8 protein-coding genes and 1 pseudogene are annotated in these 14,758 nt (G+C 39.3%); 5 read left to right on the top strand and 4 right to left on the bottom strand.

The features are described 5' to 3' along the window. Window positions 1-36 precede the first annotated feature (36 nt). The 5 genes and pseudogenes from AC2TDL_RS13800 to AC2TDL_RS13780 all read left to right on the top strand — a co-directional run bounded on the left by AC2TDL_RS13800 (window position 37) and on the right by AC2TDL_RS13780 (window position 7,937). Window positions 37-603, top strand: coding sequence for a chromate transporter (locus AC2TDL_RS13800; protein ID WP_484696667.1), 567 nt, complete (start codon window positions 37-39; stop codon window positions 601-603). Then, on the top strand, window positions 600-1,127 hold the full coding sequence (locus AC2TDL_RS13795; RefSeq protein ID WP_484696666.1) for a chromate transporter: 528 nt from the start codon (window positions 600-602) through the stop codon (window positions 1,125-1,127). Before AC2TDL_RS13800 ends, AC2TDL_RS13795 begins: the two co-directional genes overlap by 4 nt. 32 nt (window positions 1,128-1,159) lie before the next feature. Further along, a complete protein-coding gene (gene ggt / locus AC2TDL_RS13790) occupies window positions 1,160-2,767 on the top strand; it encodes a gamma-glutamyltransferase (protein ID WP_484696665.1) in 1,608 nt (535 codons plus the stop codon). 185 nt (window positions 2,768-2,952) lie between these two features. Beyond that, a pseudogene (locus AC2TDL_RS13785) lies at window positions 2,953-4,500 on the top strand (IS1182 family transposase); the annotation flags it as partial. Window positions 4,501-4,841: 341 nt separating this feature from the next. Further along, window positions 4,842-7,937: an ATP-binding protein gene (locus tag AC2TDL_RS13780; RefSeq protein ID WP_484696664.1), complete on the top strand. Its 3,096-nt coding sequence runs from the start codon at window positions 4,842-4,844 to the stop codon at window positions 7,935-7,937. Window positions 7,938-8,064: 127 nt separating this feature from the next. On the opposite strand, the gene AC2TDL_RS13775 is transcribed toward AC2TDL_RS13780, so the two are convergent. The 4 genes from AC2TDL_RS13775 to AC2TDL_RS13760 are packed head-to-tail and all read right to left on the bottom strand — an operon-like array spanning window position 8,065 to window position 14,746. Continuing rightward, entirely contained in the window at window positions 8,065-11,709 is a 3,645-nt protein-coding gene (locus AC2TDL_RS13775) for a cobaltochelatase subunit CobN (protein WP_484696663.1), read from the bottom strand. After that, complete coding sequence (locus AC2TDL_RS13770; protein ID WP_484696662.1) at window positions 11,709-13,571, bottom strand: VWA domain-containing protein; 1,863 nt, start codon at window positions 13,569-13,571, stop codon at window positions 11,709-11,711. Before AC2TDL_RS13770 ends, AC2TDL_RS13775 begins: the two co-directional genes overlap by 1 nt. Continuing rightward, window positions 13,572-14,495, bottom strand: coding sequence for a magnesium chelatase ATPase subunit I (locus AC2TDL_RS13765; protein ID WP_484696661.1), 924 nt, complete (start codon window positions 14,493-14,495; stop codon window positions 13,572-13,574). After that, window positions 14,492-14,746, bottom strand: coding sequence for a hypothetical protein (locus AC2TDL_RS13760; protein ID WP_484696660.1), 255 nt, complete (start codon window positions 14,744-14,746; stop codon window positions 14,492-14,494). Before AC2TDL_RS13760 ends, AC2TDL_RS13765 begins: the two co-directional genes overlap by 4 nt. Between the last annotated feature and the right edge of the window lie 12 nt (window positions 14,747-14,758).

Genomic DNA, 14,758 nt, shown 5'->3' with positions numbered 1-14,758 from the left:
TGCCAGAAAGTCAAACTGGCAAGCAGGAGGAACAGCATGTGGACTAACTTAATAATGGCTTTATTTCGCGTAAGTATTTTAGGATTTGGTGGAGGTCCATCCTCTATCCCCTTGCTTCATAAGGAAGCGGTCGAGAAATATAAATGGTTTTCTGATGAGGAATTTACGAATATTCTTGCCATCGGAAACTCTTTGCCAGGTCCGATTTTAACGAAAATGGCAGGCTACATCGGCTATTATTTAAAAGGAATAATGGGAGCTGTTGTTGCAATCATTGTCACAACCGTCCCAACGATTATCGCTTTAATTGCTTTATTTGCCTTGTTGGGCTCAGTAAGCGGAAACGTACATGTAACTAACGCTACAGCGGCAATCGAGCCAGTAATCGGAGTGATGCTCGCTGTCATGGCATACCAAATGTGGGTAAAAAACAAGCAAAAACTCGGACTTATACTATCTATTGCAATGACTTTTATTATCGCTGCAACTCTATATTTTACTAATTTGCATCCAGCGTTCTTAATTGTTGCCTTACTGCTTATTGGAGCCTTTTACAGTAAGCCAATTAACGTGAAGAAGCAACGAAAGGAAGCTGGCAAATGATCTATCTTGAGCTATTTATCGCATTTTTTCTAGCGAATATTCTTGGTTATGGCGGTGGTCCGTCGGTTATTCCGCTCATTAAATATGAAGCAGTCGACCGTTACGGCTGGATCGATGCATCTCGATTTGCAGAAATTTTAGCATTAGGCAATACACTGCCAGGTCCTATCGCAACAAAACTAGCAGGTTATATTGGCTACGAGCAAGGAGGCATTCTAGGGTCCGTGATCGCTCTTATCGCGACCGTTCTTCCTTCTTTGTTATTAATGATTGGATTATTACAACTGCTGATGAAGTTTAAAAGCTCGCCAAGAATTCAAAATATGATGTTGCTCATCCAACCTGTTATCATTGCTTTGCTGGCAACGATCGCAATTGATTTCTTCGTCAATTCCTATAATAAGCTTGGCTTTCTTCATTCCTTGCTTATTGCCGCAGTCAGTTTAGTTGTTATGGAGAAATTTAAGCTGCATCCCTTCTTCATGATTGTTGCTGCACTTGTTTACGGCTTTTTTGTTATTTAACCATTCTTTTTTCAAATTAGGAGGGAAACATCATGTTCGATAGACCAGGCTACTCCCATTTTCAATCTCGCTCCGTCGTTCAAGCTACAGGTGGTATGGTCGCAACAAGTCATCCATTAGCTGCTGGAGCAGGTATCGATATATTGAAGGCTGGCGGCAATGCCTTTGATGCAGCCGTCGCGGTTGCTGCAACTTTATGTGTCGTCGAACCGATGATGACTGGACTTGGCGGCGATATGTTTGCCATCACCTATCATGCACAAACGGGAGAAATAAAGGGTTTAAATGCAAGCGGTCGTGCCCCGCATTTAGCAACTGCTGAGCGCTATCGTCAGCTTGGCTATTCAAGCATCCCAATGACTGGTATCCACTCTATTTCAATTCCTGGTGTCGTTGATGGGTGGTCAGAGTTGCTAAAGCGTTACGGTACAATGGACTTTAAACAAACGCTCGCACCAGCTATCCACTATGCTGAGCAAGGCTTTCCTATAACAGAAATGGTCGCTTATTACTGGAAAAAGGCATACAACTTGCTTCTGCAGGATGCCGAGGCAAGCTCACTTTTCTTACCTAACGGTAAACTGCCTCAATCAGGTGAGATATTCAAGCAACCGCTGCTTGCTCGTACATTGAGAAAGCTTAGCGAGGGAGGACGAGATGCCTTTTACAAAGGAGAGATCGCTGATCAAATTGATAAGTATATGAAGCAGCATGGTGGCTTATTGCGCAAAGAGGATTTTGCAAAGCATCAGTCTGCTTGGGTAGAACCGATTTCCACAACTTATCGCGGCTATGATATTTTAGAAATTCCGCCGAACGGTCAAGGACTCGTTGTTCTTGAAATGCTAAATATACTGGAGCAATTTGATATTCAAGCGTTAGGTCATAATAGCGCTGCCTTTATTCATTTATTTTCAGAAGCGAAAAAGCTAGCTTATGCAGATCGCGATCGCTATATCGCCGATTCAGAGTTTGCCGATATTCCTGTCGAACATCTGCTGTCAAAGGAGTATGCTAAGCAGCTCGCAGAGCAAATTAAGCTGAGCGACAATCTAAACGACTATATCGGAGCAGAACTAGGAGGAGATACCGTCTATCTTACAGTTGTTGACAGCCAAGGAAATATCGCCTCAGTTACAAACAGCATTTTTAGTCTGTTCGGCAGCGGCATTGCTATCCCTGAAACAGGAATTGTACTGCACAATCGCGGAGGGCTGTTTAAACTGGAAGATGGACATCCTAACCAAATAGCTCCGCACAAGCGTCCTTTCCATACGATTATCCCTTCGATGGTGTTAAAGGATGGAGTACCGATTATTAGCTTTGGAGTAATGGGCGCGGATATGCAGCCGCAGGGGCAAGTACAGGTGCTTGTAAATATGCTGGACTTTAATATGAATATTCAGCAGGCTACAGATTGTCCACGCTTCCGTCATTATAATGAGGGCATCTATTTGGAAAGTTCATTCCCTTCTCATGTACGTAAAGAGCTGGAGCAGCTAGGCTATCGTTTGCTCACCCTAGAGGATGGTGACGCATTTGCAGTAGGCGGCTATCAAGGCATTGCTATCAACCGACAAACAGGCGTGTTAATGGGCGGCTCCGATCCGCGTAAGGACGGCTGTGCGATGGGGTTTTAAATATTCATCAGAGTGATATGATTTTATAAAAAAAGAACCTGGGACAAAACCCAGCTAAATGAAAGAAAACTCCTGGTGCTCTACAAAGTAGAATGCCAGGAGTTCATTTTTTACATACAAAAGGAACACTTTCTGTTAAAATTTAAGTATCTCACCCCAAAAATTTCAAAAGAAAGGTGTTCCTTATGTTTAAAGATTATAACATGAATCAATTAGTTTTGCCTCTAAATTTAGAAGTTAAATTAGATAAACATGATATCGCATTTGCCATTCATCATTTGGTCGAAAGTATTCCAGATGAAGCGTTTCGTTCGTTTGTTCGTCGTGACGGTTGTCCAGCCTATCATCCGCGCATGATGCTCAAGATCATTCTATGCGGCTACACTCAATCTGCCTTTTCTGGTCGTAAAATTGAAGCTCTTACGAAAGACAGTATTCGGATGATGTGGTTAGCTCAAGGCTATGAACCTTGCTACCGTACGATTAATCGTTTCCGTGTTCATCCTGTGATGAAAGACTTACTCCGCCAGTGCTTCGTTCAATTTCGCTCGAAGTTAGTGGAAGAAAAGATCATTACCCAAGAAGCGATGTTCATTGATGGAACCAAAATTGAAGCCAATGCGAATAAGTTCACCTTTGTATGGAAAAAAGCCGTGGACAAACATCATGCTCGGCTCATTGAAAAGTCGAATCAACTGTACAACGAGTTATTGGAACAAAAGATCATTCCAGAGCTTGAACATGAGCAAGAACTCTCTACGGAAAACTTACTGGAGATCGCAGAACACCTTGAGCGAGTGGTTGAAAGCTATACAGAAAAGATCGCAGCATCCGAAGATACGAGTGAACGAAAACAATTACGAAGCAAGCGAAAAGCACCAAAACAACTACTCAAGCAAGTCCGTGATTGGATGGAACGAAAAAACATGTACAAGCTTCATCAACAACGATTCGGAAAGCGCAACAGTTATTCCAAAACCGATCCTGATGCAACCTTCATGCGAATGAAAGATGACTACATGAAGAATGGACAATTGAAGCCTGGATACAATGTACAAATTGCAACCGAAGGACAATACACACTGGCTTATGGTATCTATTCCAATCCAACGGACACCAAGACGCTTATTCCTTTTCTTGATGAAATTGAAACCCATTATTTTGACTTGCCTACCTATATCGTAGCGGATGCCGGATATGGAAGTGAGCAAAACTATGAGGATGTGATCACGAAGCGCAAGCGTGTTCCATTAATAAAGTATACGATGTATGAGCGTGAGCAAAAGAGAAAGTCTAAAACCGATCCATTTCAAACAAGTAACTGGCACTATGATGCCGAAAAGGATCGTTATCTTTGTCCAAATGGACAGGAACTAACGTTTCAACGCTATACCATACGCAAAGATAAAGATGGGTTTGAGCGACAATTCAAGATCTATGCTTGTGCGGATTGTACAGGATGTCCTTTCCGATCCTCATGTACGAAAGCACAAGAAGGAAGACACCGACAACTGATGATCAATGCACGTTGGGAACAACAAAAAACCTATGTAAGAGAGCAGCTTTCAGGAGAAAAAACAGGGGAGATCTACCGTCAACGAAAAATTGACGTAGAACCAGTTTTTGGATTCTTGAAGGCTAATTTAGGTTTCACTCGCTTTTCAGTTCGAGGAAAACGGAAAGTTGAGCATGAGATTGGACTTGCCTTAATGGCAGTAAACTTAAGGAAATATGTGCTACGAACGTAGCATAGCATTAGAAAAACAGAGCCTAAAATGAGCAAACGGTGAAATCTTTGAACAGATTTCACCGTTTGCTTGTTTTAAGAGACAAGTTTTGTCCCAGGCTCTTTTTTATCTGCAGGATCATTATAAGGTAATATGTCTACATTATACAGTTCAATAGCATTAAATTTCAGCAAAACTATTTCTACCGCACTGTTTTATTTTAACAGAAATTGTATATTATTAGATAATAATTTCATAACTTCATTTAGCACTAATGACATAGAACTATTTTTTATGATAAGATAAGCAATACTATTTTAGAATTGAGATATATTGGGTGAAATTATATGAATAAACGGCTCTTAGCAATACTGCTTACACTTTGCTTGATTATTGGAGTTTATGCTTTGCTTTCAAATTTTTTATTAAGTAAAACACATCATGATATTCACGCAATTGATGGAAAACTAGATCTTACTGATTGGCAAGCTACAGCTAAGGATGTAATCCCATTGCAAGGTGAATGGGAGTTTTATCCTAACAGCCTACTATCCAGTATCGATTCAAACACTTCTTCTGAGCAAGCTTTACAGCCCCCCCTTAAAATTGAAGTTCCTGGCTCATGGCATTCGGTTATGAATATAACTGGTTCTGCTACTTATCGTTTACTGCTCTATTCATCAGATTCAATGACAACATACGGTATAAAAACATCTTCCATTTACATGTCCAATAAACTATTTTTAAATGGAAATGAAATTGGTAATAGCGGCACACCTGGAGAAAAGCAAAGCTATTCTGCATTAAATAAGCCCTATGTAAGTTATTTTACTTTGCAGCAAGGGTGGAATGAAATCATTTTGCAAGTTTCAAACTACGATTTTCCAATTGAAAGTGGAATTATAGAGCCGATCTATTTTGGAACTGCAGAGCAAATTTCAAAGCTTAGAGATAATGCAATGGCTCATGATTGGATTACAATAGCAACCTTCTTCATTATGGGATTAAATTTTTTAGGATTATATTATCAACGAAGATCTGATTATTCATGGCTATCTTTAGGTCTGTTATGTATCTTTATCGCTATATTTACAAGCACTAGAAGCGAACGATTAATATTTTATATCTTTGGTGATTTTTCATTTCAGCTTAGCTTTCGCATTCAGATGATTGTCTCCCTCCTTGCAGTAATCTGCATTTTTTCTTACTTGCATATCGTTATGCGGAAGTACTGCAATAAATCTATTATGTATGCTGGATTTATATTAGGCATCATTTTATCCATTTATTATTTACTATTTTCTGCACATTTGTTAAGTCCTATAGTGAGAAATTTGTCTACTTTTTTCATTTCATTTACATTAATCTATGCAACCTATGTGTTTATTTTAGCAGCACTGCATAAAATTGCAGGAACTGTTTATTTAGTTGTCGCTGCAATTGCGCTAAATATTATTACAATTAAACAAGGGGCGAGTCTTTATTTCGGTATTCCAACATATGGTTTACCGCCTATTGAACCTTTCTTGTTTTTATTAATGCTAGCACTTATAATGTCGCTGCGTTTTACGAATGCTTATAATCAAATTGCTAAATTATCTGAAGAGCTTATAAAAGCAGATAAAGTTAAGGATGATTTTTTAGCACGCACATCGCATGAGTTTAAAACTCCGTTGCACGGGATATTGCATATTACGCAATCTATTTTGCAAGATCCTATGTATCCATTGCATAATCAGCAGCAGGAAAAGCTGCAACTTATTCGAAGCTTAACGACAAGACTCTCTAAGCTTGTCTATGATATTTTAGATTTATCGAAGCTAAAGCATAATGTACTGCATATTTCCCCTAGATTAGTTGATGTTCATGCAATTGTAGATGCACAAATCCATATTTATAATTACATGAGTAAAGAACGGAATATTGTGTTAGAAAATCAAGTAAACAGAAATCTTAAGCCTGCTCTAGCTGATGAAAGTCGTTTAAGTCAAATCATAAGTAATTTACTAGACAATGCGATTAAGCATACACAAAACGGCAAAGTCATCGTCAAGGCAGAAGAACGGGATAGTAAAATTGTCATTTCGGTACAAGATACGGGCAGTGGTATAGCGCCCGACAGACTTCCTTATATTTTTGAACCGTTCAACATAGAAGATAATGAAAATATTGAACATTTCGGTCTAGGGCTGTCTATCGTTGAGCAACTAGTTGAACTGCAAAATGGTGCAATTGAGGTTACCTCTACTTTAGGAGAAGGTTCAACTTTCACGTTCACACTTCCAGTAGGAGAAGCTTTATCTGTTCGTAATGAAGCTGTTTTTAACTCCTACCCTGCAGCAGTTAGCTCTCTTTCTAATAAGGAAACATATCAGCCAAGTTATTTCATCGAAACGCCTTATGTTTCTAATCCTGCTGGTAAACAAACTGTACTTGTTGTTGATGATCAGATTATTAATCTAAAAATATTAGTTGATGCCTTAAAGCCGTTTGATTATAAGGTCATTGCCGTAAAAAATGGATACGAAGCACTTGAGGAGCTGCAAGACGGACATAAAGTCGATTTGATCATTTTAGATAATATGATGCCTGGAATATCTGGCTATGAGGTATGTCAAGAAATAAGAAAACGTTATTCGATGGTAGAACTGCCGATCTTGATGGTTACAGCAGCAATTCAAACAAATGATAAAGTCACTGCATTTCAGGCTGGCGCTAATGATTATTTGCCAAAGCCGTTTGATATTGAAGAATTAAAGGCACGTGTGCAAAGCTTATTAGCAATGAAAAGCTCATTTGAACGCTTAGTAGGCATGGAGCTCGCCTTCTTGCAATCTCAAATAAAACCGCATTTTTTATATAATGTTTTAAACACTATCATTGCATTAAGCTACTCTGATGTTGAACGAGCAAGAGAATTAATTATTGATTTCGCAGATTATTTACGAGGAAGCTTTAGATTTAGCAATACAGATGAAACGATTACATTTGCTGAAGAATATCAGTTGATTCAAGCTTATCTGAAAATTGAAAGTGCTCGCTTTGATAATCGAATAACTTTGCATGAGGAAATTGATGCCGAAGTTTTTAACTTAAAAATACCGCCACTAATTATCCAGCCTCTTATCGAAAATGCGATACAACATGGCTTAGGAAGTCGAGTCGAAGGTGGTACGATTACGCTAACAGCATATCAACTTGAGCATGAATGGTTAATTGTTGTAGCAGATGATGGTCAAGGAATGAATCAACAAATGATCCATCAGTTGCTCAATGACGATTTAACACGAAACACAGAAAGTGTTGGACTTATTAATATTAATAAACGTTTAAAATATGAGTATGGCACTTCATTAAAAGTTTACAGTGAATTAGGTCGAGGTACCAGCATTACAATGCGAATTCCTAAGCGTGTTAAGGCAGAAATGGTTACTTCGCACTAAGTGAATAGAATGTAAGACCGCATGTGAACTGACTGCAAACTCATACTAAAGATGCTGCCCGATAGATTCAGGCAGCATCTTTTTTAGTATCTGCATAAAATTAGAGACAGGCAAAAGTCCTCATCGTTCATTCTATTACACTTTCCAGCTCCAAATACTTTTCTTTTATTAGATCCAGTTGTTGCTCACTAGCTTGCCAATAACCACGTTCATAGTAAACAAGCATAGTCCTCAAAATCTGCTCGTAGGCGTATGGATTATTTTCCTCAAGTCTTGCCGCAATCTCTTCATTCTCTACATAAGTTTGATGTAAGTCATTGAATACCCATTGTTTGACGCTATTCGTTGTTGCTGCTAAACCAAGCATATTTTCAAAGCGCTTGGCAATTGATTGACCGCCAGCATATTGATGAGCAAGCAAACCGTTAATCCATTTTGGATTGGTTAAACGTGTACGAACAGCTCGTTCTAAGGAATGAGATAATGTTTCAGTTAAAATTTGCTCATTGCTAGAGTCAGATATTAATATATCTACCTGCTCCCCCTTCACATTTTCCACAGCTTTCGCCATACCGCCAAAGTATTCAAAATAATGATCTAAATCAATGACCTCATATTCAAATTCACTGCGAATTTGTGAAATTAAATCAACCTGCTTTGCATGTTCATCATAAAGTGAAGCTATCTTCTTTCCTTTAACTTGCTTCGTATAAACATAATTTCGATTAGCTGCAAATAGCTCTCCAATTTCTGAATCATTTTTCCAACTATTTTCATGAATTAAATGGGTCACCCCTGAATCATATTCCCCTAGAGCAGGTGCGAAAATTCGACCTGCAGCAAGTTCTTTTGCATGTTCCATCTCACCAAGCTGTTTAAGTACACGCTCAGTTTGTGCCTTGACATAGTTCATTTCCAACGGCTCATCTAACTCGGAAATTTGCTGGAATAAATCACTTAACTCATCAATTACATTTGAGAACATATCACGGAATACTCCACTGGCGTTAATAAACACATTAATTCGTGGACGTTTTAGCTCAGCTAAAGGGATTACTTCAACCCGCTTCGTTAATGAATGAGGTACCTTGACTAGACGAGCTCCGACATAATGTAGGATTTGTCCAATCGTTTCTCCTTGTGTACGTGCCGTTTCTATCCCCCACATTACTAAACCAACAGATTGAGGATAATGATCATGCTCTGCCAAGTAAGCAGCCAATGAATTCTCAGCAATTTGCTGACCGCGCAATACAGCTGCCTCACTAGGAATTGTACTAGGATCGATTTGTACCATGTTGTAGCCTGTAGGTAAAATTTCAGGATTACGCAATATATCACCGGCTAATTTTGCTGGAGTATAGCCTCCATTTAACGCATTGATCAAACCTGCTTCCTCGTTATTTTGGTATAGTTTATTAAAGATCGTCCAAGCATAATTCAACACCTTTTCCACTGGATCGTCTGCATTCAGTTCTTTGCGATTATTGATATAGTTTTCAAGCAATTGCTTTGCTTCCTGCTCAATATGCTTGACTTGCAACATGTCTCCTTGCTCTACAAGTTTCTCAAAAGACAATCCTTGTTTAAGCGCAACTGCTTGTTGTATAGAATGCATCGCAGGACGAGACATACTTACAATTTTAAATGTGAAATCAAGCGCTGCTTGTTTAGAAAATCCTTCGCCAAATACGTGTAAGCCATTTGGAATAAAGGATGTTTGAATACGATAAAGTTCTCGCTCTAAATCTTGTAGAGAACTTGACGGTAAGTGAAGCTGCTCTGCTTGCTGCTGAATAAGTGTTAATACAGTTTGCATGCGCTCCCGATTAAGCTGCTCTGCCTGCGAATATTCCTGCAATAAAGCATGTAACTCCTCATATTTCCCATATAGCTCGCCATTAGCAAACGGTGGAGCTTGATATGTTATTAATGTTGCACTGCTGCGGCGTTTGGCAATCATTGCTTCGGCTACATTGCCGACATAGTAATAATATAAATGCGGCACATCGCCAATTAACGCATCGCTATAGCAATGCTCGCTTAATGTTACTTGTTTACCTGATAAAAATTCTAGCGTACCATGTGTACCGATATGAACAATAACATCTGGTTTAAACACTTCATGAATCCATTGATAAAACGCAATATAATGGTGGGTTGGCGGTAAGTCACCACTATGATACGTTTGCGCATCAATCTGTACTGCTCGCGGCGGTTGAATCCCGATAAAAACATTCCCGTTGCAAATTCCTGGAATTAAAAATTTCCCTTTGTTAACAAGGATATTGCCTGGCGCAGCTCCCCATTTTGCTTCAATTTCAGATTTCCATGCTGACTTGTCAATAAACGCTTGATAAGACTCAGCTGGATAAAAAATAGCCTCGGTCTCATTGACAGCAAACCAATTGCTGCCATTTGTAAAGCCATTTTCAATAAATTTAGCTCGCAGCTCTTCAGCAGAGTATGGTGTCACATCATAATTTTGCTGATGGAGCAGCTTTATCATTTTTTCAAGGGAAGCAAACGTATCTAAAAATGCTCCACCAAATAAATTTCCTTCTCCAACTGGATAGTTATAGCCAATAATTGCAACACGCTTTTGATCATTGGTAAGTCTGCGCAGCTTTAGCCAATTCATGATCCGTCTAACCATTTTTTCAACTCGGTCTTCAATCGGCGTCAGTATTTTCATATTCACTTGAAACGCCTCATCCTCACCAATATTTTGCATAGCTGCAACTGGCAAACTATCAATAACACCGTCTAATTCAGGCAATACAATGCTAACAAGCTGTTCGGCTGGACTGATTGTACGATCAGGCTTCTGCCAATCTTCATAATCAATGCCTCCCATTAAAACGGGATGAACGATAGGCACATTGAGTTTTGCAAATAAATCAGTATAGGTTGTTGTCGCTATACCTTGCGGCCCGCTTCCGAGACGGAAATTCATAAAGCTAACAATTAGATCTATCGGCATCTTTTGATTTTGCAAAAGTGCTGTCAGCTTCTCTGCATCTACGTTCATCATACTTGCAAGTCCAATCGGTAAAACATTCGCCTTACCTTTCAATTTCTCAATGAAGTTCTGTAATACAAGCGTTGCATCTAATCGAGATTTTGCAGATAAATAAATAAAGGCAACATTTGGCAGGCTGGAATCGTAATGAATGTCCTCTATATAGCTCTCTAATTTGTCATAATGCTTATCTGTAACTGGATTGATGATGCCGATGTCTGGATATTCAATTGGTGGACTAATCTCATGTTTACCGCCTGCATAATGCTTACTGATAAAAAGCAATGCATTTTTCCAGTTTGCTCGCCCTGATACGCGCCAATATGCAAATAGCTGCATAAAATTAGCTAAATCACGTTGTTTGCACTCACGCTCAGTCCCCTGTATATGTTCATGCAGCACCATCTGCCCATGTTGGCCAGGAACTAAATCACATCCTTGTAAAGTGCCGATTTTGAAGAAATGCATTACTTCCATACTAAACATGAGCGGAATAACATCCCATTGCTCTGCTGCAGCAATATTTAACATGCGCATAACCGTTTGCTCATCCGCTCCATGAGAATCAATAAGCAACATCGTATGCTCGGTTGATGGTTGCTGCAAAGCTATCCATTGTTTTTCCGCTACAGGCTGATGAATGCTGTAAACCTCAACAGATAAATATGCCAGTTCCTCTTTAATTTCCTTATATGCTTGAATTGCTTCAATGATCGTAGCATCAGCAGCAGTTGCAATAATTAATCGCATTACTTATCTCCCTTTCTTAAAAAATGATACGTTTTTAATTTTGAAAATTCTGAAAATGGAATATAATGACCTTGTATCACACTCGCTAACTCTTTGGACTTCTCTAGCTTAACGGCACCTTGCTCCGTATCAACAACGAGAACTTGTGCAGCTAACTTGCGAAGCTGCTCTGCTTGTGCTAATGCTTCCTGCATCGCCTGCTTTACATGCTTTTCTCCAGCTAATGTCATATTCGCACGCCCATCGGTAATAACAATTATCTTCGCTGCATCAATAGGAAACTCACTGTTTTGCAATAGCGATAAACTTAGCTCTAAACCACTTGCTAGCGGTGTTTTTCCGCCAACTTTCAAATTTTGCAGTGTTTTCCGTGCTAAATTAATATTTTTGACAGCCTGTAATTGAATTTCAGCCTTTGCTTGACTCATCGAAATAAAGCTAATTACATTTCGTTTTTGATAGGCATCCTTTAATAACGATAACACTACTCCTTTAACGATAGTCATTTGCTTATTTTGCTGCATTGACTGACTTGCATCAACAACAAAAATAAAATGCTGTGCTTGTTTTTGCTCACGCTTTTTATTCACAAAATGATGAGGTTTTACAGTAATCGCAGTCTTACCTTTTTCATACAATCGTTGTTCAGGAATTGCCTTTACCAGCGTAGCTAATAAGTCCAAATCAGCTGTTGCTTTTTTATAAGGCATCGTTCCAATTTGACGTCCACGCTTTTTATTTATTTGAAGTTTTGCCGCCTTACCGCTTAGCGATTTTTTCATTTGTGAGCTTTGCTCTACATTTAACGTAATTGCACCTGCTTCCTCTGCGCTTACATCAACAAGTGCATCAGTTTCTTGCTGTGACTGCGATTCAAGTGAATAATTAAGATCCCCAGCTTGATTTTTCTTCTCTTGGTTATTAGCTGGATACTCTAATCTTTCTCCACTTATCTCCTGTTTATTAGGTTGCCAATCGTTCTCTCGGGTAGTTGGCTCTAGTGAATCAGCTTCATATTCGGTTTCTTGCTCGTAAGTTTCTTCTTTATTTTCTTGAGCTTCCTTTTGCGCTGACGACTCTACATTGGAATGCAGTTCCGCAGCCCGATGATTAAGCACATATGGAGCTACTGCTTGAATATGCAATTCGGCTACCTCGAATTCATTCTGCATTGCTGCCAGAGCTCGTGCAGCTTGCAGCAATGCATACTGGGCACGTATACTAAAAATTCCGTATTGCACTAACAGATGATCGATATATATTAACATCTCTTCCGAAACTGTCACATGCGATAATCGCAGTCTGGCTTCTTTAATCTGTCGCTGTATTTCAGAGATATTACCCATTGCATTATTTTTCAAAACATTAACTCGCTGAGCCTTATCTGGCGCATCTAAGCTTACACTTAATCCGATACAATCTAATAATGTGCTTGACATTTGCTTAAATGGGGTATGTATTGTATAAAGCGCCGTATGTGATATTCTTTTCTCTATTGTCTGTTCGCGAGTAAAGGTAATCGTTTCCTCTTCTATTGCTTTCACAATCGTTCTAGCTATCATTGGTTCCAATCGCTCTAGCTGTTCGACGAATAAGCAACCATTTTCTGCTCGCTCAAATATACTTTGCTCATATACTACCTTTTGCCGCTGCAATGTTTCCTCGATAGATACTCCACCATAAAGCAGATCAACTGTAATATGAGTTGGAATAACAATTTGCGGTCGCTCTGATAATTGCCTATAAAGCGAGAGCAGCTCAGATTTTCCACTGCCAATTGCCCCGCCAATACATACACTCTTTATTCGCTCATTTATCGCCAACAATTTCAGCACAGTAACTGCCTGCTGTAGCGTTGCCATTTATTGTGCCACCACACAATACTGTTCGATTATCGCTTTCATCTGCTGACGTGTTTTACTTTCATCTTCAAACGGGTTTTGCTGCAAACGATGGGCATAAACAAGCGGTGCAATCGTGGCTAGATGACGGTTTGTTACTTCTGCTTCCCCTTGCAGAGCAGCATAAGTTTTTGCAGCTTTAATCATTGTAATATCCGCTCGATGACTCTCAATTCCAAGCGTTATTGATAAATTTGCGACGGTATCATAAATATACTCGGAGACTTGCACCTTACATAATAATTGCTTGGCGTGCTGAATTTGCGCGAATAATGCCATTTGCTGCATTTCATATTGCTGAATAAACTCCGTCGGATTTTCTTCAAAGGCGAGTCGACGTTTTATAACCTCTACACGCTGCGCTGGGAGTTTTTCACTTTCAACATTCGTTGATAAGCCAAAGCGGTCTAAAAGCTGCGGACGAAGCTCACCTTCTTCTGGATTCATCGTCCCCACTAAAATAAATTTTGCAGGATGAGAATAAGAAATTCCGTCTCTTTCAATTGTATTAACCCCCATTGCCGCAGCATCAAGCAACACATCAACAATATGGTCCTCCAGTAAATTAATTTCATCGACATATAAAATATGACCATGCGCTTTGGCTAAAATGCCGGGCTCAAACTTCTTTTCCCCTTGCTTTAACGCATGTTCAATATTAAGCGTACCGACAACACGATCCTCCGTTGCACTTAACGGCAATGTAACAACTTGTAAATCTTCAAATAACCCTGTTAGTGCTCGCACAGCAGTTGATTTTGCCGTCCCTTTTTCACCTGTAATACAAACTCCGCCGATTGCAGGATTTATACAGTTTAAGAGTAACGCTAGCTTCATTTCCTCTTGACCGACTAATGCGGAAAAAGGATAAATTATATCGTTCATCGTTTTCTTCCTTTCATTTTGAAAAAATGGGATTGATCCTGTTCGTCAAAAAGCACCTTTACATCAATTGAAAAAACGTCCTGAAACATTTGCGGTACCATCACTTGCTCTGGAGCGCCGCTTCCATAAATGATTCCGTCTTTTAATACAATCACTTCATCTGAATAGGCGGCAGCAAAATTTAAATCATGCAGCACCATCACTATCGTCATCGTCAGCTCTTTATTTAGTCGCTTAATTAGCTCTAGCAAATCAATCTGATG

The sequence above is a fragment of the Paenibacillus sp. plas6 genome, from assembly GCF_057221655.1.
The sequence above is the reverse complement of the archived record's forward strand: the minus strand, read 5'-3'. Positions and strand labels throughout refer to the sequence as shown.

Excerpts from the sequence above, each read along its gene's own strand:
- AC2TDL_RS13795 (WP_484696666.1), top strand. The coding sequence starts at position 600 with ATGATCTATCTTGAGCTATTTATCGCATTTTTTCTAGCGAATATTCTT.
- AC2TDL_RS13775 (WP_484696663.1), bottom strand. The coding sequence starts at position 11,709 with ATGCGATTAATTATTGCAACTGCTGCTGATGCTACGATCATTGAAGCA.
- AC2TDL_RS13770 (WP_484696662.1), bottom strand. The coding sequence starts at position 13,571 with ATGGCAACGCTACAGCAGGCAGTTACTGTGCTGAAATTGTTGGCGATA.
- AC2TDL_RS13800 (WP_484696667.1), top strand. The coding sequence starts at position 37 with ATGTGGACTAACTTAATAATGGCTTTATTTCGCGTAAGTATTTTAGGA.
- ggt (WP_484696665.1), top strand. The coding sequence starts at position 1,160 with ATGTTCGATAGACCAGGCTACTCCCATTTTCAATCTCGCTCCGTCGTT.
- AC2TDL_RS13765 (WP_484696661.1), bottom strand. The coding sequence starts at position 14,495 with ATGAACGATATAATTTATCCTTTTTCCGCATTAGTCGGTCAAGAGGAA.
- AC2TDL_RS13780 (WP_484696664.1), top strand. The coding sequence starts at position 4,842 with ATGAATAAACGGCTCTTAGCAATACTGCTTACACTTTGCTTGATTATT.